General features: G+C 50.1%; 24 protein-coding genes and 1 pseudogene. 15 read left to right on the top strand and 10 right to left on the bottom strand.

What is annotated here, in order from left to right:
* From JRI46_07850 to JRI46_07825, 6 genes are all read right to left on the bottom strand, one after another.
* Nucleotides 1-1,232, bottom strand: a 1,232-nt coding sequence (locus JRI46_07850) for an AsmA family protein (GenBank protein ID MBW2039491.1), incomplete at its 3' end; no start/stop codon positions are given.
* A gap of 85 nt (nt 1,233-1,317) precedes the next feature.
* A complete protein-coding gene (locus JRI46_07845; protein MBW2039490.1) occupies nt 1,318-2,331 on the bottom strand; it encodes a zinc-dependent dehydrogenase in 1,014 nt (337 codons plus the stop codon).
* 209 nt (nt 2,332-2,540) lie between these two features.
* Entirely contained in the window at nt 2,541-3,335 is a 795-nt protein-coding gene (gene lsrF / locus JRI46_07840) for a 3-hydroxy-5-phosphonooxypentane-2,4-dione thiolase (protein ID MBW2039489.1), read from the bottom strand.
* A 366-nt stretch (nt 3,336-3,701) separates the two neighbouring features.
* Entirely contained in the window at nt 3,702-3,953 is a 252-nt protein-coding gene (locus JRI46_07835) for a YHS domain-containing protein (protein MBW2039488.1), read from the bottom strand.
* Between the two features lie 133 nt (nt 3,954-4,086).
* Nucleotides 4,087-4,464, bottom strand: a complete 378-nt coding sequence (locus JRI46_07830) for a hypothetical protein (GenBank protein MBW2039487.1) — start codon at nt 4,462-4,464, stop codon at nt 4,087-4,089.
* Nucleotides 4,465-5,769: an HD domain-containing protein gene (locus JRI46_07825; GenBank protein MBW2039486.1), complete on the bottom strand. Its 1,305-nt coding sequence runs from the start codon at nt 5,767-5,769 to the stop codon at nt 4,465-4,467.
* A gap of 372 nt (nt 5,770-6,141) precedes the next feature.
* Here JRI46_07825 and JRI46_07820 point away from each other — a divergent pair, with 372 nt between their 5' ends.
* Nucleotides 6,142-6,291, top strand: coding sequence for a hypothetical protein (locus tag JRI46_07820; GenBank protein MBW2039485.1), 150 nt, complete (start codon nt 6,142-6,144; stop codon nt 6,289-6,291).
* Nucleotides 6,292-6,605: 314 nt separating this feature from the next.
* Here the strand turns inward: JRI46_07820 and JRI46_07815 are convergent, their stop codons facing one another.
* Nucleotides 6,606-7,079, bottom strand: coding sequence for a prepilin-type N-terminal cleavage/methylation domain-containing protein (locus JRI46_07815; protein MBW2039484.1), 474 nt, complete (start codon nt 7,077-7,079; stop codon nt 6,606-6,608).
* 390 nt (nt 7,080-7,469) lie between these two features.
* Between JRI46_07815 and JRI46_07810 the strand changes: the two genes are divergently transcribed.
* On the top strand, nt 7,470-7,634 hold the full coding sequence (locus JRI46_07810; protein MBW2039483.1) for a hypothetical protein: 165 nt from the start codon (nt 7,470-7,472) through the stop codon (nt 7,632-7,634).
* A 108-nt stretch (nt 7,635-7,742) separates the two neighbouring features.
* On the opposite strand, the gene JRI46_07805 is transcribed toward JRI46_07810, so the two are convergent.
* Nucleotides 7,743-9,122, bottom strand: coding sequence for an FAD-binding oxidoreductase (locus JRI46_07805; protein ID MBW2039482.1), 1,380 nt, complete (start codon nt 9,120-9,122; stop codon nt 7,743-7,745).
* A gap of 199 nt (nt 9,123-9,321) precedes the next feature.
* On the opposite strand from JRI46_07805, the gene JRI46_07800 reads away from it, so the two are divergent.
* The 9 genes from JRI46_07800 (at nt 9,322) to JRI46_07760 (ending at nt 17,116) form a co-directional block, all read left to right on the top strand.
* Nucleotides 9,322-9,969, top strand: a complete 648-nt coding sequence (locus JRI46_07800) for a CBS domain-containing protein (protein ID MBW2039481.1) — start codon at nt 9,322-9,324, stop codon at nt 9,967-9,969.
* A 209-nt stretch (nt 9,970-10,178) separates the two neighbouring features.
* The gene (locus JRI46_07795) at nt 10,179-10,472 is read left to right on the top strand and encodes an acyl carrier protein (protein MBW2039480.1); all 294 of its coding nucleotides are present in this window, start codon (nt 10,179-10,181) and stop codon (nt 10,470-10,472) included.
* Nucleotides 10,459-11,379, top strand: coding sequence for an ACP S-malonyltransferase (locus JRI46_07790; protein MBW2039479.1), 921 nt, complete (start codon nt 10,459-10,461; stop codon nt 11,377-11,379). The genes JRI46_07795 and JRI46_07790 overlap by 14 nt, the downstream gene beginning before the upstream one ends.
* Nucleotides 11,369-11,782 carry an acyl-CoA thioesterase gene (locus JRI46_07785; protein MBW2039478.1) on the top strand — a complete coding sequence of 138 codons (414 nt, stop codon included), beginning with the start codon at nt 11,369-11,371 and terminating at the stop codon, nt 11,780-11,782. The genes JRI46_07790 and JRI46_07785 overlap by 11 nt, the downstream gene beginning before the upstream one ends.
* A complete protein-coding gene (locus tag JRI46_07780) occupies nt 11,782-13,242 on the top strand; it encodes a cobalamin-dependent protein (protein MBW2039477.1) in 1,461 nt (486 codons plus the stop codon). Before JRI46_07785 ends, JRI46_07780 begins: the two co-directional genes overlap by 1 nt.
* 2 nt (nt 13,243-13,244) lie before the next feature.
* The gene (locus tag JRI46_07775) at nt 13,245-14,570 is read left to right on the top strand and encodes a B12-binding domain-containing radical SAM protein (GenBank protein MBW2039476.1); all 1,326 of its coding nucleotides are present in this window, start codon (nt 13,245-13,247) and stop codon (nt 14,568-14,570) included.
* 18 nt (nt 14,571-14,588) lie between these two features.
* On the top strand, nt 14,589-15,038 hold the full coding sequence (locus JRI46_07770) for a GIY-YIG nuclease family protein (protein MBW2039475.1): 450 nt from the start codon (nt 14,589-14,591) through the stop codon (nt 15,036-15,038).
* Between the two features lie 78 nt (nt 15,039-15,116).
* Nucleotides 15,117-16,277, top strand: a complete 1,161-nt coding sequence (locus JRI46_07765) for an MFS transporter (protein ID MBW2039474.1) — start codon at nt 15,117-15,119, stop codon at nt 16,275-16,277.
* 125 nt (nt 16,278-16,402) lie between these two features.
* Complete coding sequence (locus tag JRI46_07760; protein MBW2039473.1) at nt 16,403-17,116, top strand: HD-GYP domain-containing protein; 714 nt, start codon at nt 16,403-16,405, stop codon at nt 17,114-17,116.
* 44 nt (nt 17,117-17,160) lie between these two features.
* On the opposite strand, the gene JRI46_07755 is transcribed toward JRI46_07760, so the two are convergent.
* Nucleotides 17,161-18,306, bottom strand: a complete 1,146-nt coding sequence (locus JRI46_07755; protein MBW2039472.1) for a metallophosphoesterase — start codon at nt 18,304-18,306, stop codon at nt 17,161-17,163.
* A 379-nt stretch (nt 18,307-18,685) separates the two neighbouring features.
* Between JRI46_07755 and JRI46_07750 the strand changes: the two genes are divergently transcribed.
* From JRI46_07750 to JRI46_07735, 4 genes and pseudogenes are all read left to right on the top strand, one after another.
* On the top strand, nt 18,686-19,306 hold the full coding sequence (locus tag JRI46_07750; protein ID MBW2039471.1) for a DUF3786 domain-containing protein: 621 nt from the start codon (nt 18,686-18,688) through the stop codon (nt 19,304-19,306).
* A gap of 15 nt (nt 19,307-19,321) precedes the next feature.
* Entirely contained in the window at nt 19,322-20,047 is a 726-nt protein-coding gene (locus JRI46_07745; protein MBW2039470.1) for an amidohydrolase family protein, read from the top strand.
* 478 nt (nt 20,048-20,525) lie between these two features.
* Nucleotides 20,526-21,575 carry a DUF4339 domain-containing protein gene (locus JRI46_07740; GenBank protein MBW2039469.1) on the top strand — a complete coding sequence of 350 codons (1,050 nt, stop codon included), beginning with the start codon at nt 20,526-20,528 and terminating at the stop codon, nt 21,573-21,575.
* Nucleotides 21,576-21,658: 83 nt separating this feature from the next.
* Nucleotides 21,659-21,835, top strand: a pseudogene (locus tag JRI46_07735) (transposase).
* A gap of 182 nt (nt 21,836-22,017) precedes the next feature.
* Here the strand turns inward: JRI46_07735 and JRI46_07730 are convergent.
* Nucleotides 22,018-22,554 carry a transglutaminase domain-containing protein gene (locus JRI46_07730; protein MBW2039468.1) on the bottom strand — a complete coding sequence of 179 codons (537 nt, stop codon included), beginning with the start codon at nt 22,552-22,554 and terminating at the stop codon, nt 22,018-22,020.
* Nucleotides 22,555-22,729 lie beyond the last annotated feature (175 nt).

The raw sequence follows: 22,729 nt of genomic DNA, 5'->3' as shown, positions 1-22,729 counted from the left end.
CGAACTAGAGCGATCTCCATTTGGGAGGAGTTGGCTTCCAGGGAGAGGACGGAGGGGCCCTGGGGATGGATCCTGAGGTTGCCCTTGAGGGCCAGGTCGCCCTTCAAGTTGAGCACCTTTTGCAAGGGAGGAAATTTTGGACCCAACTCTTCTAAATCAAAGCCCTTTTTAGAGAAGAAGGTCAGCTTGCCTGAGGGCCTCCTCTGGAGATCTCTGAACTCACCCTCTATTTGAAAGGGGGTTTCTTCTATTTGGAGGGTGGATTTTAGCCCCAATTCCCCTTTCTCCCAGCATAGGTCGGCCTCCGGGCGCAGGAGGAGGTCGAGGTCCTGGATCAACTTCTCCCCCCTTTGCTCCAGAGAGAGGGCCTTCAGGAAGATCTCACCCTGGACCTTGAGGGCGGAGCCTGTATCCCCTTGGAAGTTCAGATCCACCTTTAATCCACCATGGAGGGCAGGGCCTTTTTCACCTGCCAGAGTTCTTATAAGGTCATCCGGCCTGTGGAGGTCAACCCTTAACCGCCCCTCCAAGGGGGTCCTTTTCAGGTCGATGGTTTCTCCCAGTGGGCCCAGCCATCCCTCTAGCGATAAGTCACCTGGTGCCCATTTCAGGGAGAGGTCGTATTTTATCCTTTTCTTCAAGGAGAGGTCCCTCAGGTCCAGGTCTATCTTCTCGATTTCGGTCCGGCGGGCGGGGGTGATAGCCCTGTCCAGATAGACGAAATTCCCTCCCTTTATTGATGCCTTGGAGATGAAAAGGCCTTGGAGGACCTTCGATTCCTCCGTCTTTACCCTTGCGCTCTTCAACCTTCCCCTTCTTCCCCTTTTGATCTTTTCATCCATGAGAGGGATGTTCAACCTCCCCCCCTTATCCCGCTCGATGAAGACCTTGGGTTTTTGCAGGGTAAGCCCCGCTATCTCCTTCCTCCCCACCAAGAGGGGGAGGAGTTTAACCCTGACCTTTAAAACCCGCAGGGAGAGGAAGGGTGTGGGAGAGAAACCCGAGATGTTGGATATCACCAAATTCTCTATCTTTGCCCCCAAGGTAGGTAGGATGGTTATACGCAGTCCCTCTAAAGAGACCTCCCTCTGCAGGACCCCCCCCAGTCTTGCCTCGATCATCCCCTTATATCGATCCAGACTGATTAGGTAGGGCAGAATGAAGGCTGCCGCGATCAGCAGCAGAAAAAAGGAGAGGATACCGATCGCCACGATCTTAGTCCCTTTTTTCATTCCCTTTTTCTCCAAGCCCTAATGAGGGTTTGTACTCACCCCTGACTACTGGAATCCTTGACCTCTTGAATCCTTTAAGTTGGGATTATCTATGCGGCTCGATGATCACCTTGATGGATTCCCTGGCCTCGGCGACCAGTTGGAAGCCCAGACCTGTCTCTGCTAGACCCAACCGATGGGTGATCATTTCATGCACAGGCACCCTGCGGGCACGGATCAATTCTATGGCTACTGTGATGTCCAGGGGGCTGCCAGCATAGGAGGGCATCAGTGTGATACCGTTGCGCCAGAAATCGTTAAAAGGGACAGGAAGGTCCACGCCTGGCTCTTTTGGTGCAAAGAACAGCACAGTCCCTCCGCGATCCACAGATTGCAAGGCCTGGATAAGAGCAGGAAGGGCTCCAGTACAAACGATCACTGGGTCGGCCAGCCTATCTTGGTTGGCCTGGCGCAGGCAGGCAGGCACATCTTCTTCGGCGTGGATCACAACATCGGCCCCAAAGCGCTGCGCTGCATCCAGGCGATATTCGTTGATGTCCGTGGCCACTATTCGCCCGGCACCTGAGGCGCGGGCCAGGGCCACGTGAAGTAGCCCGGAAATGCCGCTGCCGAGGACGAGGACAGTTTGCCCCGGATGCAGGCGCGCCAACCTCTGCCCGCGCACGACGCAGGCCAGCGGCTCGATAAATGCCCCATCCTCGAACGATACCTCATCAGGCAGCAGGAATACACCCCGGTCCACGTTGATCTGTGGCACACGCAGGTATTCGGCAAAGCCACCGGGATCGTAATTGGTGTTGCGTAGGGTCTCGCAGACCGTATGATGACCGTTTAGGCAGTAACGGCATGTATTGCAAGGGACGTGGTGGGAGACGAAGACCCTGTCACCGACCTTGTAGCGTTCCACGCCCTCCCCAACTTCGACAATCTCTCCCGTGATCTCGTGACCTAGTACCAGAGGAGCCCTTTTGATGCGATACCATTCCATCACATCGCTGCCACAGATGCCGCTGGCCATCACCTTGACCAATAACTCGCCAGGGCCAATCTGCGGCGTTGGCATCTCCTCCAACCGCACGTCTGTGTTGTTGTAATACATTGCCACGCGCACGATATCTTCCTAAAAAGCAAACAATTCAGTTGCTTAGAAAATAACCATACAAAAATCCTTCCCCTCCCCTGGGGGAGGGGATAAAGGGGAGGGGGGAGTTAATATTTCCACCCTCACCCCAGCCCTCTCCCGCCAGCGGGAGAGGGGGAGTAAAAAGAAATTTTCATCTCAGGGTTCTTCTGTTGGCAGTGGTGTTTCTACCGTTCGCCACTTTTAACGCTTTTGAACAGGTTGTGAGCCTCTTTAACAGTAGCGTTCTCGTGGATTATGGCCCGCAAAGCCCTGGCCATGGCCACTGGGTGTTCATTTTGCCAGACGTTCCGGCCCAGGTTCACACCTACGGCCCCTCTCTGCATACCATCATAGACAAATTCGAGTACCTCAAGCTCTGTCTCACACTTGGGACCACCCGCCATGACCACGGGAACAGGACAACCATTTACAACTCTGTCAAAGTCTTCGCACCAGTAGGTCTTCACCACGCTGGCGCCCAGTTCGGCAGCAATGCGAGAGCACAAGGCCAGGTAGCGGGCATCCCTTTTCTCCAGTTCTTTGCCCACAGCGGTAACCGCCATGACTGGAATGCCATACTCTTCGCATTCATTCACAAGATTCGCCAGATTTAACAGCGAATCATGTTCGTAATCGCTGCCGACAAAGATGGAGAGACCCACAGCAGCCACATTAAGGCGAATAGCGTCTTGCACAGAGGTAGTAATTCCCTCGTTAGCCAGGTCTTTTCCAATGACGCTGGTACCGCCGGATACTCTGAGGATGATCGGTTTGCTGTTAGTGGGATCTATACACGATCGCAATACACCTCTGGTAACAAAAAGGGCGTCACAATACGGCAGAAGTGGTTTGATTGTTTCGCCTGGTTTCTCCAACATACGGGTGGGTCCTTGAAAATATCCATGATCTATTGGTAAAAAGAAACAGTGGCCATCAGATTGGATCAGTTGCGACATACGGTTTTTCATTCCCCAATCCATTTTGGCTTCCTCCTATATCTATTCATGGTTTTTAGGTCTGACGATCATTGATAAAAACTCGCTTTCTGATGGCACGAGTATAGAGGAAAGACGCTTGAGGGTCAAGTGAAAAGGCGCCTCAATAGTAATGCCTCAGTTATCAGGAGTGGAGGACCCCTTATCCCCTCGCTTCAGAGCTTTCGCGGTGACCCTTTCGGGGTTCGCAGGCGGGGAGTACTTGCCCCTTCCCCGCTCTAAAGGCGGGGCTTTCCCCTTCCTGCTCACCCTCGGTGGGTGCCCCACCGCTCCCAGCAACTTCGCTCGGGGACAAGAGGCCCTTTGAAGCCCATCCCCCAAGACTGAGGTATTACCCTCAATAGCCGAGCATCAGGAGCCCTTTTTGAACTTATCCAGGCACTCCCGGCTGCAGAAGTAGTAGACCTCTCCATTGATCTGGGCCTTGAGCGCCGTTTCCTTGGGGATGTAGGTATGACATTGGGGGTCCTGGACAAGTTCCTTGTCGGCTGATTCCCCATGGTACCTTTTAAAGATCTTCTGCTGGCGTTTAGACGAAAAAAAAGACTTTTTGAGAAAATAGTAGAGGAGATAGAGCAGGGCAAAAAAGATGAGGTATCTCATGGCCTAATAATGATACAAAGAGGGAGATTTGTCAATTTCATTTTCCCGTAGAACCCATCACCTTTTTTTGACATTCTTAAAAAGGATTTATTTGCTACATCGATGAGGGGTGGGGAAGAGAGATGCTCGCTGCTTAACTCTTCTCTTTAGTCCACATGATTTGCTTTTGATTCTTAAACCTAATCACGCCTCTATTTTCTGGATAATAGTAAAATGAAAATTTGTATTCTTCTCCTTCTCGGTTCTCGTAGTAGATGGTGTACAAGATGCCTTTTTCTTCGCGGATCTTTTCTATTTCTATGTTTGTGATAGCATAGGTGTCAAAGTTCCCCTCTCCGGTTCCGAAGATAACTGCGTCCTTCTTGAACTCGAAAAGGCGATCAGCGTATTTTGGTGCCGAGGTCTTCCACATCCCAATCAAATCGTTCGGAACCGATCTGTTTTTTTCGCATTGACATCCGAAGAATATAATGAGAATGACCAATACTACTAAAACCCTTTCTACTTTCATTTATGTCCCTCCTTCTCTGTCTTCCTGCGCCATGACCTCTAAAAAGGCCTGCACTATCTTTGGGTCGAACTGGCTACCGGCCCCTTGCTTAATAATTTCAATGCCACGCTCGCGGTCCAGTGCGTGTCGGTATGGCCGGTGTGAGGTGAGGGCATCAAACACGTCGGCCACCGCAAAGATGCGGGCGCCCAAACTTATGGCCTCTCCGGCGAGGCCATCAGGGTAACCGGTACCATCGAAACGCTCATGATGCTGCAACACTATGGGTATGACTTCGGCGTATGCGGCGATGGGTTCCAGGATACGCGCCCCCATGCGTACGTGTTCACGTATAAGCCGGTACTCTTGGTCGGTCAACTTCCCGGTCTTGTCGAGAATATCGGCTGGTACGCCGATCTTGCCGATGTCGTGCAACAGCCCCCCTCGATTCAGGTCATCCATTTCTTCCTGGGTGAGTCCCAAAACCCGGCCGATCTTCAAAGCCAGTTTCGTCACCCTTTCAGAGTGGCCCGCTGTCCAGGGAGATTTTGCATCGACGGCCCGGGCTAAAGCTGTTAGCGTGCCCCAGTTGAGTTGGTTCAATTCCTCAATGAGGCGGGCATTTGACAGGGCCACCGCCACTTGGTCGGTCAATTGACGGGCTTGGGCTAGGTCTTCTTGGTTGTGTGCAGGTGATTTGATATACCCCAGGGTGATGATTCCCGACAAGCTTTGTTTAAGGAAAATGGGCAGGACCAAAAATGATCTGATGCCGCGCCTGGCCAAGGGGGCGAGATAGTGTGGGAGGTCTTTGGCCCCCTCTATTAATAAACTTTCTGGATTATCGCTGATTTTTTGTATCTCTCCGGGCGTAAGGTCAATCGTTTCCACCAGTCTTTCGTTATCTGGCTTGCCGTTTCCAATGTAGGTACGCGCCGTATTCTTAGCGTTAGAATCAAGTAAGGTTATGCTGACACAGTCACAAGGGAAAATGTCGTGCATACGTGTGAGCACCGCATCTGTGATTTTCTCGGTGTCCAAGGTGGAAAGGATGGCCCGGTCGATCTCAGCCATCGTGGTCAGGGTGTTAAACTGCCTGCCCAATTGAGTGGCCATGGTATTGAAGGATGCTGCAAGCCCCTCAAACTCGTCACCGCTTTTGATCGTCACCCGGCTATCGAAATCCTTTGTGGCGATGCGCCTGGTCCCCTCCTGAAGCTTTTCGAGAGGGATCAGGCCCCTACGGATCTGGATAATGCTGAGGAGTAACACCAGCAATATTGATAGGAGGATAATAAAGGGGAAGATTTTTTTGAAATTGGCCATAGGTGCAAGCACATCTGATTTCGATTCGCTCAGCACTACTGTCCACTTCGGCGAAAAAAACTTGCCCTCCAGGGAGATAGACCAATAACTTGCAAGGTATTTTTTCTCCTCATGTATCCATTCGAATTGGCCCGAAGAGGAGTGATTCATTTTAAACGCTACTTGCTCTGGGAATGATACTGGAGTTGGAAGCGAGGAGAAGAGCACGTTATTTGAGTGATCCAAAACCCAGAGTTCGGTCATGGGTGGCAACGGGTTCTCATTATCTATACACCACAGATACGTGGGGTTGATTTCTGCGAACAGGATCCCTCGGCTCGAGTTTTTTGGATCGAGCGCCATACTCATAAATATGCGCGACGAGAGGTCTGGATGATACGTGCTGGACACAAGGGTCTCGCCGGAGCGAATGTGTTGCTTTTCCGTTGGGGACAGTTCTGGTGGATGGTGAATATAATCAAAGAGAGGCAGATACTTGCCCGTATCGTTGATAATTACCAGGCCCTTAAAGCGCTGTTCTAAGTGTTCACTGCGCCTTTCGGGCGGCGTATGAGGGGTAACATAGGAACAGGAGATCGTGCTAATATTGGAGGCGACCATCTTCATCTCGGCCTCAAGAAACAACAGACGCTCGAAAATGGTCATACCTACGGCCTTGCTCGCCTGGTGCAGTCGCCTTTGGCTCTGTTCATGGAGCTGTTTTGTGACGTGGCTGAAAGATAGGAGTGCCAGGGCTACGATGGGAAGGAGGGCGCAACAGATGAACAGCATAAAAATGCGGCGTGCTACTTTGCTGCGGAGAAATGTCGTGTCAATTTTCATGATTTGCGGCCGGATTAATACTCTGAAGCCAAACCTATATATGCACCACCATTGGCGCGGACGATGTCATCCCAGCTGTGCTTGGCCGTGAGAGGTGGTTTACTCTTCCCGTCTTTGCCCATGCTATATAGGTCGTAGTCGTAATTAATCGGAACCAAAAACCGGTCCTTCCGCCACTTCCCCTTAATCTGGTTTTTAGGTACACCTTGGATCTTCAAGTATTGGTATGGATTTTCCCATGGATCGAGACGATTTGCCAATCCTACCTGGGCAAGGGTGTTGGGGAAATCTCCGTGCTCAGCCCAAAACTTCATTATTTCCAGTGCCATTTCACCGATGTCTGCTATGGCCTGGGAGTTTCTCGACTTGTCGATGTAATTGGTATACGTAGGTATCGCAATACCGGCAAGAATTGCCACTATCGCGATTACGAGCATTAGCTCAATCAGCGTCCAGGCCTTACAATACTCCTTTCTTTCTTTCTTCATTGGGGCGATGTCGATTGGTTTTTTATGTTCGATTAATTTCGGACACACCTCTCCTCAGGGAAAAGGATTACCATAAATGAAGCAAAATATATGCCAAACACTATAACGATAAATTTATAACTAGTTTTTAAAAATTACAAAGAATTACAAGTTCTTCCTACCAGCCCTTCTTCTCATCTCCTTGTAATTAGCATTCCTACTTTCAGAAATTGTACATTAGTGTGACAATGTTCGTCACCCCATGTCCGGCAATGATTCATTATTAAACCCTTGACGAATGGTATGGATCTTTGAAACTGTAACAGCGAGGACTTTAATCTACTATAGGGCAGTTCCGATAAGGGGCAGTTTAAGGGGCTTTCTAAAATTGGTCTTGACCATTTTGGGGAGATGGAGACCTTTTTGCGGGGGTTGGGGATCGTTTACGGGGTTCACTTTGAGGAGGGGGAAAAGATCAGGATTGTGCTGGAATGTATACCTGTTTCCAAGACTTTAGAGGAGATCCAGAGACATCTGGAGGAGATAGTGAAGGATATCCAACCAAGCCCAAGGTGATGATAGTACGGGTACAAAGGGAGGGGTAGAGGCGGATCTGCTAATCTACGATAAGGCTGGGGAGGTGATGGCGGAGATAGCGGATAAGGTGATGGAGGGGCTACGGTCTTAGGGAAAGATCTTTCCTGGGTTCATGATCCCCTGTGGATCCAAGACCTCCTTGATCTTACGCATGACCTCCAACCCCTTTCCATGCTCCAGAGCCATGAAGCTCCTTTTCCCGATCCCCACCCCATGTTCCCCAGTGCAGGTCCCTTCAAACTCCAGGGCCTTGAGGACAATCTTCTGGTTGGCCTTCTCAACATGAACCCATCGGTTCTCGTCCTGCGGGTTGTCCATGACCACAACGTGTATATTTCCATCCCCCGCATGTCCAAAGACATACGCAGTGAGATCATTGACTACTTCTTTTATGTAAGCCACCGTTTCACTGTAGCGGGACAGAGGTACTGCTACGTCCATGATTAAGGGCAGCAATCCAGGATGGTTCCTTTTTATGGACTCAAAGGTCAGATGACGAACTTCCCAGAGGCGATTTCGCTCATCTGGGCCAATGCCTTTGTCCAAAGATGAGCAGTTATTCTCCCGGCAGATATCTTCAACGAAGGTCATCTCTTCCTCGAGTCCCCGTTCACTGTATCCATGGAATTCCATGAGTAGATGGGGTATTTCTTCCATGGTAAGACCACGGTCACGGTTCAGAACCTTTACAACCTCAGAATCGAGGAACTCCATCGCAGAGGGTGTGAGTCCTGAACACATGATCTGAAAGACCGTGGTGGTAGCCTCCTTAACCGTGGGGAAAGTTGCTCTCACAGCCATGAAGTTGGGTGGGAGCGCTGCAAGTTTTAGGGTAGCCTCTGTTATTATTCCCAGGGTTCCCTCGGACCCTGTAAAGAGGTGACAGAGGTCGTAGCCCGAAGAACTCTTCCTCGCTCTGTTGCCCACCTCGATAATTTCCCCGTTAGGCAGTACTACCACAAGCCCCATGACATAGTCTTTCGTGGCACCGTATTTGACCGTACGAATACCACTGGCATTGTTGGCTATCATGCCCCCTATGGTCGCCGCGGCACCAGGATCAGGAGGAAAGAACAATCCATATTGACTCAATTCTTTGTTCAGTTCTTTGTAAATTACCCCGGCCTGTACATCCACCTGAAAATCCTCCTGACGTATAATGATGACTCTGTTCATCTCTTGAAGGTCTACTACAATGCCTCCATTTACAGGTACGGGGTTTCCTTCGAGGCTGGTGCCTGCTCCCCATGGAGTGATAGGAACACCCTTTTCACAGCACCATACAACAATTCTGCTCACCTCTTCGGTGCTGTGGGGCCAGATCACCACCTCGGGGAGGCAGGGGGGGTGGAAGGATTCATCATGCGAGTGGAGCTCTCGCTGAGAGGTCCCCTGCGAGACCCATTCCTTTCCTACTATTTCCTGGAGGTATTTAAAATCAGCTTGACTTATAAGGTCTCCTTTCATATTTCCCTCTGTATTCAGGTATCAAAATATTTTTTGCTTCAAAGATACACCTACTTTTTTGGATGTCAACCTAAACCGCCATGAGACAAGTTGCTGTGTAATATCTATGTCCATCCAAGAGAGGTATTGAAGATTTTTATTGACACCCCTTTAAATATCTGGTAATCAAAAATCAATTTATATATGGAGGAGGTAAAAAATGTTAGTTCGTGATGTAATGACCTCTAATGTTGTTACCATCCCCAGTAATACGCCAGTTTTGGAGGCCGAGCGGATTCTGGAGTTCCATAGATTCGAGCGTCTGCCAGTGGTTGACAAGGGAAAACTGGTGGGACTGGTGACCAAAGATAACCTTTTAAGGTCTTCTCCCTCGTCAGCCACCTCTTTGAGCCGAGGAGAGCTTCAATATCTTCTGTCAAAGTTGACCGTAAAGGAGATCATGAAGAAGGATGTGATAACGGTCTCGCCGGACATCGCTGTGGAACAGGCTGTAGCAATAGCCCAGGGCAACAAAGTCGGTTGTTTGGTGATCGTGGAAGGAGACAGGGTTGTAGGGATATTGACTACCAACGACATCTTTTACAAAATATTGAATCCCCTCCTTGGGATAGGTGAAGCTGGCAAGCGGATCATTATCCATGGGGCTGGAGAACCCGAACAGATGCAAAAGGTGATCGAATCCGTGTCCAAGTCTGGCATCAAGGTAAAGACCTTCTGTTCCCTAAAGTCCCCTGAGGCCGAGGAAACTGATCTTATTCTTCACCTGGATGCAGAGGATATCTCCCCGTTGACTTCACAGCTCAAAGGGATGGGGTTCTCGGTAGATATAAGGGAGCATGCTCCTTAAGCCCCTCTAAGCCTTTATTCAGTGGTTTCAGTGTGGGGAAAGAATCCGCCTTTTGCTGGTAAGCGCCAACAGAGTCATACTTCTATTTTTCCTCCTCAGAGATCGTTTCTAAAGTATAAGGAGACGAAGGACAGATTGAAATATCCTGACCTTGTTGCTATTTTTATACAGTTAGTGCCAACCGTAAGGAGGTAGAGATAAGGAAGATAATGGAGGTCACCGTGGACCTGATCACGCATGTGAAGAGGCTGATCATCGAGAGGCTCAAATTGGAGGAGATAGCAATAGAGGACATTGATACTGATGCTCCTCTGTTCGGCGAGGGGTTGGGACTCGACTCCATCGATGCCCTGGAGCTGGTCATCGGTTTGGAAAAGGAGTATGGGGTGAGCATCCCTGATGCTGAGGTGGGCAGGAAGGTATTTCAGTCGGTAAGGACCATTGCCCAATATATCGTGGAGAACCAGGGGGAAAAGCTATCAACAGCTGATGGTTCACTGTAATCAGGGCAGGAGTGCCCTCTGTTTCCCTGGCCAGCTTCAGAGGGTGCCCGAGGGGGTAGGCGAACAAAGGGGGGGAGATTATAGTCTCCCCCACCCTTTTTTAAAAAAGACCCGGGAGAAGATCGGTTTTCACCTCCCCTCCTTTTCCTTCCCAAAAAGGAAGGAGAACGACTGCCTAAACCTCAAATTACAGGTGGCCAGCTATCTGTTGAGCATGGTCTCCTTTGACCGATATCGCCGGGGAGGGGGGAGGTGGGATCTTATCACCGAGCACAGCATGGGTATCTACGCTGCCTTGGCGGCAGCAGGGGCCATGACCTTTGAGGACGGCCTGGAGATGGTTAAGGGAATAGGTATCGTCTTAGAGGAGATGGGGAGGAAGAGGCCAGGAGGGATGGCCACGGTGATAGGTCTTGGCAGAGAGGAGATGGATGGGATATGTCAAGATGTAGATGATGGCCTCTATGTGGCCAACTTGAATGCCTCTCGACATTTCGTTATCTCCGGGGAGGTGCCCTCTGTGAAGAGAGGGCTGGAGTTGGCCTTAAAAAGGGGGGCCATCTCCGCTCAGCATCTAACCTTTAACGCCCCCCTGCACTCCCCCTTGATGGAACCGATACGGGAAAAGGTGAGGCAACTCCTCGGTGGTTTCCGGATAAACGCCCCTCACACCCCCCTCGTATGCCATTGGGGGGGGAGACCCCTGAGCGGCCCTGATGAGATCAGGGAGTTCTTGGTGGAGGAGCTGTGTAGACCTGTGGACTGGGAGGGGTGCGTAAGATCTCTCCTTGCCCAGGGGGTAACTCACTTTGTAGAGGTGGGACCAAGCGATACCCTCACCAAGCTTATCCGTTGGATAGATAGGGATGTCAAGGCTGTGTCTTATGGGGTGAGAGATGTCATATGAGACCAAATTGAGGGTGCGTTTCTGCGAGGTAGATCCCTATCGGGTAGTGTGGCATGGTCATTACATCTCCTGGTTCGAGGTGGGCAGAAACGAGCTTGCATCCCTTTTCGGGTTGGGCCCGGAGGAACTGAAAGAGATGGGTTTGATGGCCCCGGTAGTAGATCTACGTTGCAGATTTAAGCTCCCGGCCAAATTCGGTGACGAGATCCTCATCCAGACCACCATGCAGCGATGTGAGACAGCCACGTTGATGTTCCACTACAAGGTGATCCGAGATGGGGAGATCCTGGCCGAGGGAGGCACCACCCATGTCCTCACCGACTTGCGGGGGACCATGCTCTATCAAGTACCCCAAGAGGTGAAGAAGAGGCTTGAGGAAATGATGGCCTATTTGGGAGTTTAATGATGCACATCTTTCTTGTGGACCCCCCACACAAGCTCTTCCCCGGGCTCAGGATGTGGACCCCCTCTTTTGGCTTATTGAGCATTGCAGCCTACTTGCAAGAAAGGGGGGGGTTCACTGTAGAGATCCTCGACTGCACCACCTTCTCCGATCCCTGGGGGGAAATGGCCCGGAGGATCTCCACTGCCAAACCCCAACTCATCGGGGTGACCTGTTCGGCTACCTGTCTCTCGCCCGAGGCCCTGCAGGCCATTAGGCTCGCCAAAAGGCTCTCTCCCCAGTCCGTGGTCGTGGCCGGTGGGGGGCACTTTAGCCTTTTAGCAGAGGAGGTCATGGGCGAGGTGAGGGAGTTGGACTATATCGTCATGGGAGAAGGGGAGGTTACCTTCTTCGAACTCGCTTCCCTTTTGCGAGATGGGGGGAATGGGATAGAGGGTATCCCTGGCCTGGCCTATCGCCGGGATGGAACCATCGCCTTTACAGGACCAAGGGGCCTGATTCGGGACCTCGATTCTCTCCCCATGCCGGCCTACCACCTCTTGGATATGGAAGCCGACGCCTATTACTGGCATGGTATGGGTAAAAGGGCCTTTGGCATCTCCACCAGTAGGGGTTGCGGGGACAGGTGTGCCTATTGTTCTGAGTCGAAGTTCTGGGAAGGGGTTTGGCGGGGCAGGAGTGGGGCCATGGCGGTGGAAGAGATGAGGTATCTGAACCAAAGGTACGGCAAGTCCCTTTTTGTCTTTAACGAAAACAGCTTCAACTGGAGCAAGGCCCGGGTGGAGGAATTCCTCCAAGAGCTGGGACATTCGGGGATGAAGGTGGACTTCTGGTTTCAGTCGCGGGTGAGGGATATCGTCAGGGATGCCGACCTCATGCCGGAATTCAAACGGCTCGGCCTATATGAGGTGATGTTGGGGGTGGAGAGCGTCAACCCTCAGGTCCTTGGCCACTATCAGAAGAGACAGGACAGGGAGATGGCCCAAGAGGCCATCGACATCCTGAAACGCAACGGCATCATGGTGATGACCAATGTGATGTTCGGTGATTGGTATGATTCGGAGGAGACCCTGCAGGAGGTATTTGACTTCGTGAAAAGACAGGGGGATTTCTTGGTACTCACCATCACCACCCCCCTCCCCGCTACCTGCTACCACCAGGAGATGGAGCAGAAGGGGCTTATCAAGGAGAGGGAGTACGGTAAATACGACTTCATGCACCCCATTATGCCCACCAAGCACCTGAGCAGGGAGGAGGTATGGAGGCTGCAACAGAAATATCTGCGCAAATACTACACCCAACCCCGAATCCTGCTGGGGGCCATCTTTAACAGAAACCCCTTCAAGAGGATGGCATACCGGCTCATCATGAGATATGTTTGGGAGAACGCCACCCGCCGCGAGTGGCGCCAGCCAGGATACCGCCCCCTTAGGGAGTCCAACATATCCTGGGGAGGGTAAGGGTGAAGCGGGTCCTTCTGATCCACCCCCGCCAAAAAGACGTCTACATGTCCACCGACACCCCCTATCCCTTCCCCATGTTGGGGCTCACCCTCTTGGCCTCTCTCTTCCCCCCCGAGTATGAGGTAAAGATCGTCAATGAATTCCTTGAAGAGATCGATTTTGACGAGGAGGTGGACCTGGTGGGGATCACCACCCTCAGCCCGCTGGCCAAAAGGGCCTATGAAGTGGCCGACAGGTTTCGGGACAGGGGTGTGAAGGTGGTATTAGGAGGGGTGCACGCCACCTTTATGCCCGAGGAGGCTAAAGAACACGCCGACTCTGTGGCCCTGGGGGAGGCGGAGTTAGTTATGTCCCGGCTGATCGCCGATCTGGAGGGGGGAAGACTCCAGCCCTTCTACCGCGGGGAGAGACTTCATGACCTTCAGGGGCTTTCCATCCCCAGACGGGACCTCTTGGGCAAAGGATATAGCCCCATCTTCAAGGTCATTGAGACTACCAGGGGATGCCCTAACCGTTGTGAGTTCTGCGCGGTGCCGGTGATCGCTGGCCGCAAGTACCGTACCAGGCCCTTGTCTGATATCGAGAGGGAGTTGAAGGCCATTGTGGAAAGGGAAGGGGAGTACATCTTTATCGTGGATGACAACGTCACCGCCCAAAAGGCCCACGCCAAAGGCCTCTTTGAGGTCCTCAAGGGGTTCAAAGTGCGGTGGATGGGGTTTGCCACTGTAGAGATCGCCAAAGATGAGGAACTCTTGAAGGGGGCCCAGCAGAGCGGTTGCATCTCCCTCTTCATCGGATTTGAGTCCTTAAACAAGGAGAATTTGGAGGGGCCCAAGAGGAAATTTCGGGGGGTAAAGGACCTACAGGGGCTTATCGAGAGGATCCACGATCATGGAATCGGGATTCAAGGATCTTTCATCTTTGGCTTTGACAATGATGACCCCGGGGTCTTCGAGCGCACGGTGGAATTCATCCACCAAAACAGGATAGAGCTACCCAACTACTCGGTCCTCACCCCCTATCCGGGGACTCCTCTTTGGGAGCGTCTCAACAGGGAGGGGAGGATCTTCGACAGGGATTGGTCACACTACGACATGAGCCGGGTAGTGTTCTGGCCCAATGGGATGACCCCTGAACAACTTCAACAGGGATACCTTTGGGCTCAGAAATATAGTTGCGCCCCCCGTTCCATCCTGAAGAGGCTCCTGCTCGGGCCGCGCAATCATCTAGGATACTTTTTGCTGAGTAACTTCGTCCTGCGCAAGGCGCAGATGAAGGTGATCAAGCGATTAAAGGGAATTCCTTTCCCTGTTAGTCCTTCTTAAAGGTTTGTCATCTGCGAGATGAAGATCGGCATCGATAGGGAATTGAAGGGGGGCTACATCCTCTTGGTGGAGTTAACTCGGACCTGCCGCATAAGGGTAGGGGCCTTAGAGAAAATAGAGTTCCCCCAGGGGTTTTACGCCTATGTCGGCTCGGCCATGGGGGGGTTGCAGGCCAGGTTGAACCGCTACCTGCGCCGGGTAAAGAGGGCACGATGGCATATTGATTATCTCTTAATGGAGGGGAAGGTGAAGGGGGTGATCTATTCCCCGACAGATGAGAGGTTGGAATGTCTCTTGGCCCATAGGTTGAAGGAGATTTTCCGTTCCTTTCCTGGATTTGGCTCCAGTGACTGCCGTTGCCCCAGTCATCTCTTCTTTTCTGAAGAGCTAAAGGTCTTGAGAGAAGAGGCAAAGGAGATCTTCAGGGATCTCCTGAAGGGGGAAGAGCCTGTTGTTGAGGAGTGGTAAGGCCCTCTAAGGTGTGGGGTGGCTGACATCCCTGGACGAAAGACCACATAGTGTTGGGCCTAAAAGGGGATTTTCTAGATGCATAGGCAGATATTCATTGTCCTTTTTTTAGCGGTCTTTGCCGCCATGTTGGGGATGGGGATTGTTGCCCCCCTGCTCCCCATCTATGCCCAACACTACGGGGCTAAGGGCTTATTGATCGGCCTAGTCTTCGCCTCCTTCTCTATCTCCCGGACGGTCCTCCTCCCCTTTATCGGGATGATCTCGGACAAGAGGGGGAGGAAGGTCTTCATCACCATGGGCCTTCTCCTTTTTGCCCTCACCTCCTTAGGTTATGTGGCCTCAAAGAATATAGAGCAGTTAATCATCACCAGGATGCTTCAGGGGGTTGCAGCGGCCTTGGTAATCCCCATCGCCCTAGCCTATATGGGGGAGATCACCCCTAAAGGGAAGGAGGGGTCCTACATGGGGGTCTTTAACATCTTCTTCTTCGGGGGGTTGGCTATGGGACCTATCCTTGGCGGGATAGTAAAGGATCTCTTGGGGGTAAAGTTCAGTTTCTATACCATGGGGTTGGCCAGCTTGGTCGGTTTCTTCCTGACCCTTTTCTTCCTTCCCGAGAGAACGAGGGCGAGACAAACCTCGCCCCATTCTCCCTGGCCCCTCAAGCGGATCTTTGAAGGGGGGAGGATAAAGGGGGTTTACCTCTTCCGCCTCTGCTTCTCTATAGGGATTGGGTTGACCTGGGCCTTTGTCCCCATCTTCGGGGACAACTTTCTGACACTTACGAGCTCTCAAATAGGTGTTCTTATCTCTCTCAATGTATTGATTGCCACTCTGCTTCAGGCCCCCTGTGGGATGTTGACCGACAGGTTCAGCAAAGGAGGGTTTGTGGTCATCGGCGGAAGCCTGGCCGCGGGGGCCATTTTCCTTATGCCTCTGACCAGGGACTTTGGGGAAATCTTGTTTGTGAACATCCTACTGGGTGTATCAGGGGGTATCTCCATGCCCGCTGTCACCGCCTTGGCCGTGGAGGAGGGCAAGAGGATAGGGGGGATGGGTACCTTGATGAGCATCTTCACTATGTGCCATAGCATCGGAATGATCATTGGCCCGATATTGGCCGGTGCAGTGGCTGAGATTTTCAACATCACCTTAGTCTTTTTTATCGGCGCCCTTGTGGGGTTGATGGGGGTGGGAGGATTTGCACTCTTTTTGCGAAGATCGCCTTCGGTTTAATGGGACAATCCTTATATCCATGACCTTCGACGTTCCAAGACCTTAAAATCTCTTCACAAAACAGAAATTTTAATGCTATAAATATATTAGGTAAAATTATTGTCTGTTTTAATAAGGTATTAGAGATGGAAGGCAAACACAAGACAAAAGAGCAACTCATAAATGAATTGGTGGAAATGCGCCAACAAATAGCTGACTTGAAAGAATTGGCGGCTGAGCACAAAAGGACCGAAGAAGCGCTTAAACATAGCCTGGAGAAGTTACGAAAAGCCATGGGGGAAATCATTCAAGCCATGGCATTAACAATCGAAGTGAGGGATCCCTATACTGCTGGTCATCAACGACGTGTGGCCAATTTGGCATGTGCCATAGCCAAAGAGATGGGCCTTTCAGAAGAGCAGATCAATGGGATCCACATAGCCGCAGTTATTCATGATATCGGCAAGATATCTATACCTGCTGAAATCCTCAGTAAACCCGATCGGTTAACAAAAGATGAAATCGCTATGGTTAAAGCTCACCCCCGGGCCGGTTATGAAATAATAAGAACAATAGAATTTTCATGGCCGGTTGCCCAGATCGTGCTTCAACACCACGAGAGGATAGATGGTTCTGGATATCCTTTGGGTCTAAAAGGTGAAGACATTCTCCTGGAGGCAAGAATCTTAGCCGTAGCTGATGTTGTAGAGGCTATGTCCTTTCACCGACCTTATCGACCGGCCTTCGATATAAAAAAGATATTAGAGGAAATCTCAAAAAACAGGGGGATCCTTTATGATACGAGGGCGGTAGATGCTTGCTTGAGGCTTTTTGTAGAGCAAGGGTTTGAGTTTGAATGAGAGATGAACAGCAACATAATAGAGGGTCTGGGGATACTATGGTTTTAATTTCTATCATTATGGACAAGTTCAATTACCGTCACTTCAGGCGGTGATAAAAAGCGAATCGGAGGCCCCCACGTCCCTGCCCCTCTGCTTACATACAAATAAGAATTGTTCGTGAGATCAAAACGCCCTGCGTCAGCAGGGAAATAGAGCCGTGTAATGAGACTGAAAGGGAAAATCTGTCCTTTATGGGTATGTCCTGAAAGCTGGAGATCGAAAAGACCAAGGGCACTTTTGTCCACAAGGGGTCTGTGTTTGAGCAGTAAAGTAAACTTTTCACGGGGCAATCCTGAGAGCAATTCCTTTTCCGAGACTTCTCGGAAAAGACCAAAGATCTTTCCAGCTGGATCATCGACACCAGCAATGTTAATAAGCCCATCAAGGGTGAGTGCCTCTCCTCTTAACACTGAAAACCCTGCTTTTTCTGTAAAATTCAATGCCTGATCAATCCCGGCATAGAATTCATGGTTCCCTGTTATTGCAAATTTTCCGTATTTGGGATTAATAGTTTTCAAAAGTTCTGCAAGCCCTGGGAGGCTATCGATCTGTCCATCCACAAGGTCCCCGGTTGAAACGAGAATGGCCGGGTTTGCCTGCTTTATTTCCTTCAGGATTCTTTTTAATCTGGCCTGTCTCACAATCAGTCCAAGATGGACATCAGAGAGCTGTACTATTGTCAGCTTGCCGATCCCTTTTGGAATTTTTGAGGTTTTTATGATTATTGTTTCAGTGCGAATATCCCGTGCTTCAAAGTAGCCGTATGAAGCTATTATCGTTGAAACCAACAGGGGGGCCACAAAGGCGAATCGTGGTGAAGGAACGAGATGGGAAAAATCCCTGTGAAAAATAAGCGCACCTCCATACACAAAAAAACGATACAAATCAAAAATGACTGAAAAAGAAAAGAACAAAAACGCGATTCCCATCCATGTATATCCGATATGTGATACAAGGCGCGCTGAAAAATCAAGCCCGTGTTTTTCGGATATGCGCACAATAACCGGTGCGCATATCATTATCCCCATGAAAAATATCAGAAAAATGCTGGGCACAGTCCCGAAGACCAAAGCACCCTTGATCTTGAGGAATATATACAGATGCAATGCACCATACAGGAGGAAAAAGGCGAATAAAAAAAGAATCATCACAACCTCTTTATAGTTCTAAAGATATCTTTTTGTAACCATTCATTGCATCAAAATCAAGAAAAGTGTTCCACCCTGCAATATCTCGACTCCCTTTTTCTGCAATTTTTCTTTCCTGTGGGGTAAAATGCAGTGTATGGTTTTATTATTAAAGAAAGAGAGTGAGGACCATTGCTCCGAGGATGCCAAAGGTAGCTGAAGGTTGAAAATATTTGACTGCTGGATTACCAAAAGATACAAGGATGCAAAATAGATTATGGAGGGACCCGATGGAAGAACAGAGTCATGAAAGACAGCCAACCCCGGTCGCTAGGGGAGGGAGTTGACGAAAGGGCCCCCTTTTGATAATCATAAAAGCCTGCATTACTTTGGAGGATGGATGATGACAGAACACGTTCATTTCTTGCACCCATCCCTTTGGGAGAACCTGGCCCAGGCGGACCCTGATGATGTATGCCGGCGCAGCGGGGCGCAATTTGATTCTTCCACCAACTCCTATCTCCTGGACTTTTTGTTGGAGCGTTACCGCATACACCCTCGCAACCGTGAATTTGAGCCCTTAACGGGTCCCATTCCCCCAGGAGGCCCCTCCATAGACCTCAAGGTGACCCTCATCACCTACCTGCTCAGCGCCCAAGAGATCCCCCTGGCCGGCAAGCTGGTGGGAGGGAGTAACCTAAGGGGAGGAAGGATCTTTTTTCAGGGGACCCATCGCTTTCCCGTAGAACCCCTGGTGGAAAGATATGGCCGGGACCCCGAGGGTTTTCTGGCTCAGGGGTTATCTTTGGGGGCTACTCAGGAGGGATTTGGGGATGTGGGTCTTCGTTTTGCAGCCCTGCCCCGGGTTCCGGTGATCATGGTCCTTTGGGCTGGGGATGAGGAGTTTCCTGCCAGGCTCAACGTCATCTTCGACGCCTGCATCGACCAGCATCTCCCCCTCGACGCCATTCATGGCCTGGTGAGTGAGATCTGTCACCGCATAATGGGTGATAAAGGGTAGAAGGGGAGGGGGAGGATGATGGAGATTATCGACTCTCACACCCATTGGGGACCCTCAGTGACCTTGGGCGTTAATGTGACAACCGAGGAACTCCTGCGGCAGGCCCAGCAAAGCGAGGTGGAAAGGATAGTAATCTTCCCCTTTCCCTCTCAGGCCCTGGCAGATGAAGGGATAAACGAGGGGCTTCTGGAGGAAACAAAAAGGATAGATAGGTTTATCCCATATTACTACATCCCCGAAGATCTGAGGCCCATACCGAAGGAGAGGGGATTTTATGGGGGCAAGTGGCATTGGACCAGGGGCGTTCAAGATTGCTCGTCTAACTATAGGGTCTTGGAAGACCCAAAGTTGGATGATTTTATCGAGGAATCAGAGGAGATCGGCCTTCCCATTGTCTTTGAGGAGGAAATGGCATTTACTGAGGCCTTTGTAAAGAGGACCAAGTCGCTAAAGATCATCATTCCCCACATGGGGATGTTGGGAGGAAGCCCCCTGGATTTCCTCCAGACCTTCAAGGGATGTGAGAATGTCTACTTTGATACCTCCCTGGCCAGTCCTGATGTAATACTGAAATTTGTGCAGGAGATAGGTCCGGAGCGGGTCCTGTTCGGTTCAGATATCCCCTTTGGGACGATGAAGAATGAACTCAATAAGGTTTTATCCCTGCCGATAGGGGATAGGGAAAAAGAATTGATCCTCTCCAAGAATATAAAACGACTGACTGGTTTAAATCAGATTTAAAAGCCTTTGATGGATGAAACTTGATCTTATAGATTTTGTGTGCTCGTTTTGATATCGCCTGACAAAATTCTGATTGATTTCTGGATTTAGGAGTTGTAATAAGTGATAATTTGCATTTGGAATATGGTATAGATTGGATCTAACGTAATCTGTTAAATACGGTTAGGATCAGGGGAGGAACATCAAACTTGATATAGGCTTTAAGAGTCGTACCCTTTCGACCTTCGAGCAAAGTCCTGTTCGAGTTTATATTTACTAAGTTAACGATATTATACGAAAATCATTTTTTTGTTATTACAAATAAAAAGCGAAACTCAATCAAGAAGCTCTTTTAAATTTACAGGGATTTATTTATTGATTTTCCGCAACGATTATGCCATTTTTACTACAAAAGGTAATTTCATAGATTAATTGTTGGGCGGACAGGATAGGGAGATTATCTTGAACTTCGACCCTATTGCGCTGGAAGGGGTGAAACATGGGAAGTGAATGGTTCTACATTAGAGCCGGGCAGTCCGTGGGGCCAGTATCACCATCAGAACTCAAACAGATGGCCGCATCAGGTCAGTTGAAGCCGTCGGACCTAGTGTGGAAAGAAGGACTCCCAAACTGGCGGAAGGCGGCCTCAGTCAAGGGACTCTTTCCTCCGGGCAGTCAGCCCGCTCGGCAGGTGCCCCCGCCTCTGTCCTCCGAGGCCGTGGACGAGGAAGACGCCCTCCAAGTCGCTTCCACCTCTGTAGATACAGCGAAGCTCGCCAAGGCCAAGCAGAACCATCTTTATGCAAGGCAGAAGCTTGTCGAATGCCAAACCCATCTTGATCTTTTCGAAAAGCCGCCGGCCGATCTGGCGCAGGACGGACTCGAGTTCATCGAAGCTGCACTACGCGTGAACCCCGACTCATCAGACTATTGGAACACGAAGGGACTCTTGCTCGCCGATGGTCTTAGCAAGTACGAGGAAGCTCTTGAATGTCTCCGACGGGCGCTATCACTCGAGCCAGACTCTATCCTCATCAAGCAGAACATCCAAAAGATCGAGGCCTTGCTTCCACCTACTCCTTCTGTCACATCGACGGAAGGGGAAGACAAGGTGTCGGAGACGATGCACAGAGAAGGAGCCGAGCAGCAGGTCGACCAAAGCCAAGGACGTAAGGTCGGCATCGCTCTGGGCCTCGGCATATTCTTCCTTCCCTACGTCTTCGCCTGGTTCACGTTGCGAAAGGGACATACCAGGGGCGCTCGTCTATTATCCTTCGCGTGGCTGGTGATGGTCTTGTTGATTACCAATCTGTCGTCATGTGCCCCGACCGGCACGCAAAGCTACCGCACTGGTTCGACTGTCCCGACCTCTAGTTCCACGTCCTCGCCCCCACCGTCACTGACGGTTTCGGCACCAAAGATAGTCTCTGAGTACGACAGCAACGAAGTTGCGGCCGATCGAAAATACAAGGGCAAGACTGTCGAGATCTCAAGAATCGTGGACCGAGTCGGAAAAGACATTCTGGGAAAAAAAGAGGGGAAAAGATAGACAGAGAGAGAAACTACCGATTGCTAGAATGAATTACTTATTTACAAATGGACGTCCCTCCTTTTGCACTCCTTTTGCACTCCGACAATATTTTTGTTGAGCGTCTCTGGAGGTCTGTCAAGTACGAGGAAGTCTATCTCCATCACTACCAGACGGTCTCTGAGGCTCGTAATGGCCTGGCCAAATACTTCCTCTTCTACAATATGGAACGACTTCATAACTCCCTGGGGTATCAGACCCCTTATGAGATATATGTCAAAGATCGAGTAAAGATTAACCCAGTGCAGGCTTCAACTATGCACTATATACAACCCTATTTTTTGTCTTGACAATGGGGAGTACCTCTCACATAACGACTGAACTCAGCGGCGGCTTTTGGCCGTCCGCTGGAGTGACTGGTTAGGAGCGGAATGTTTAATAAGCTCGTTGCCGTATAAAGTCCTTACTTCTTTTTTCCTTCTATATTCAGGATCTTATAGGGTAAATCTTCTATTGAATTAAAAGGCCCGATTATTCCCCTAGGCCCACTTCCTCGACCATTATCCATTACGTACCATTTATTATTATCTTTGTATAATGCCATATAATGATAATCCCTCGGATAAGATCCTGGAACAAACCAAGAAGGCCATTTGGAATAGACTTTTATTGGATAAGCTTCATAACCTGCTTGTCTTAAACAATACACGGCAAAGGTTGTGTATGCTGCGCAGTTCCCTTTTTTAGAATGAAATATATAAGTTGGAGAACATCCTGCTGTACTATGGGATATATCTACACCACCACAACCATACCCATCACGAGTAGTTGCATATGAGAAATTTTGTCTTTGGTATTCATCAATCAATTGTGGCTTGTTGAGCTTCAAACTTGCATTCTTGAATTCCTCACTTAAGTGGTGAGCGCAGCCAAAGGAAATCAGTATTATCCCAAGCAGGAAAAATCGAATCAAATTCTTCACGGTTTTTTGATTATACATTTTAAACCTCCTAACGACTAAATTCAGCCGCCGCTGTAAAGCGGTCGGCTGGAATGATTTGTTAGCCTCAATACCTATAGTCGATTTTTTCAAGAATATCTCTGAATTTGCTCTTCATTCTGTAAGATCACTTCTTATCATTCAGTAGTTCCTCAAAGCCTTCCTTTACATATTC

This window comes from Deltaproteobacteria bacterium (genome assembly GCA_019308925.1).
Lineage (GTDB): Bacteria > Desulfobacterota > B13-G15 > B13-G15 > RBG-16-54-18 > JAFDHG01.
Note: the sequence above shows the minus strand (reverse complement) of the source record. Positions and strands in the feature narration are given on the sequence as shown.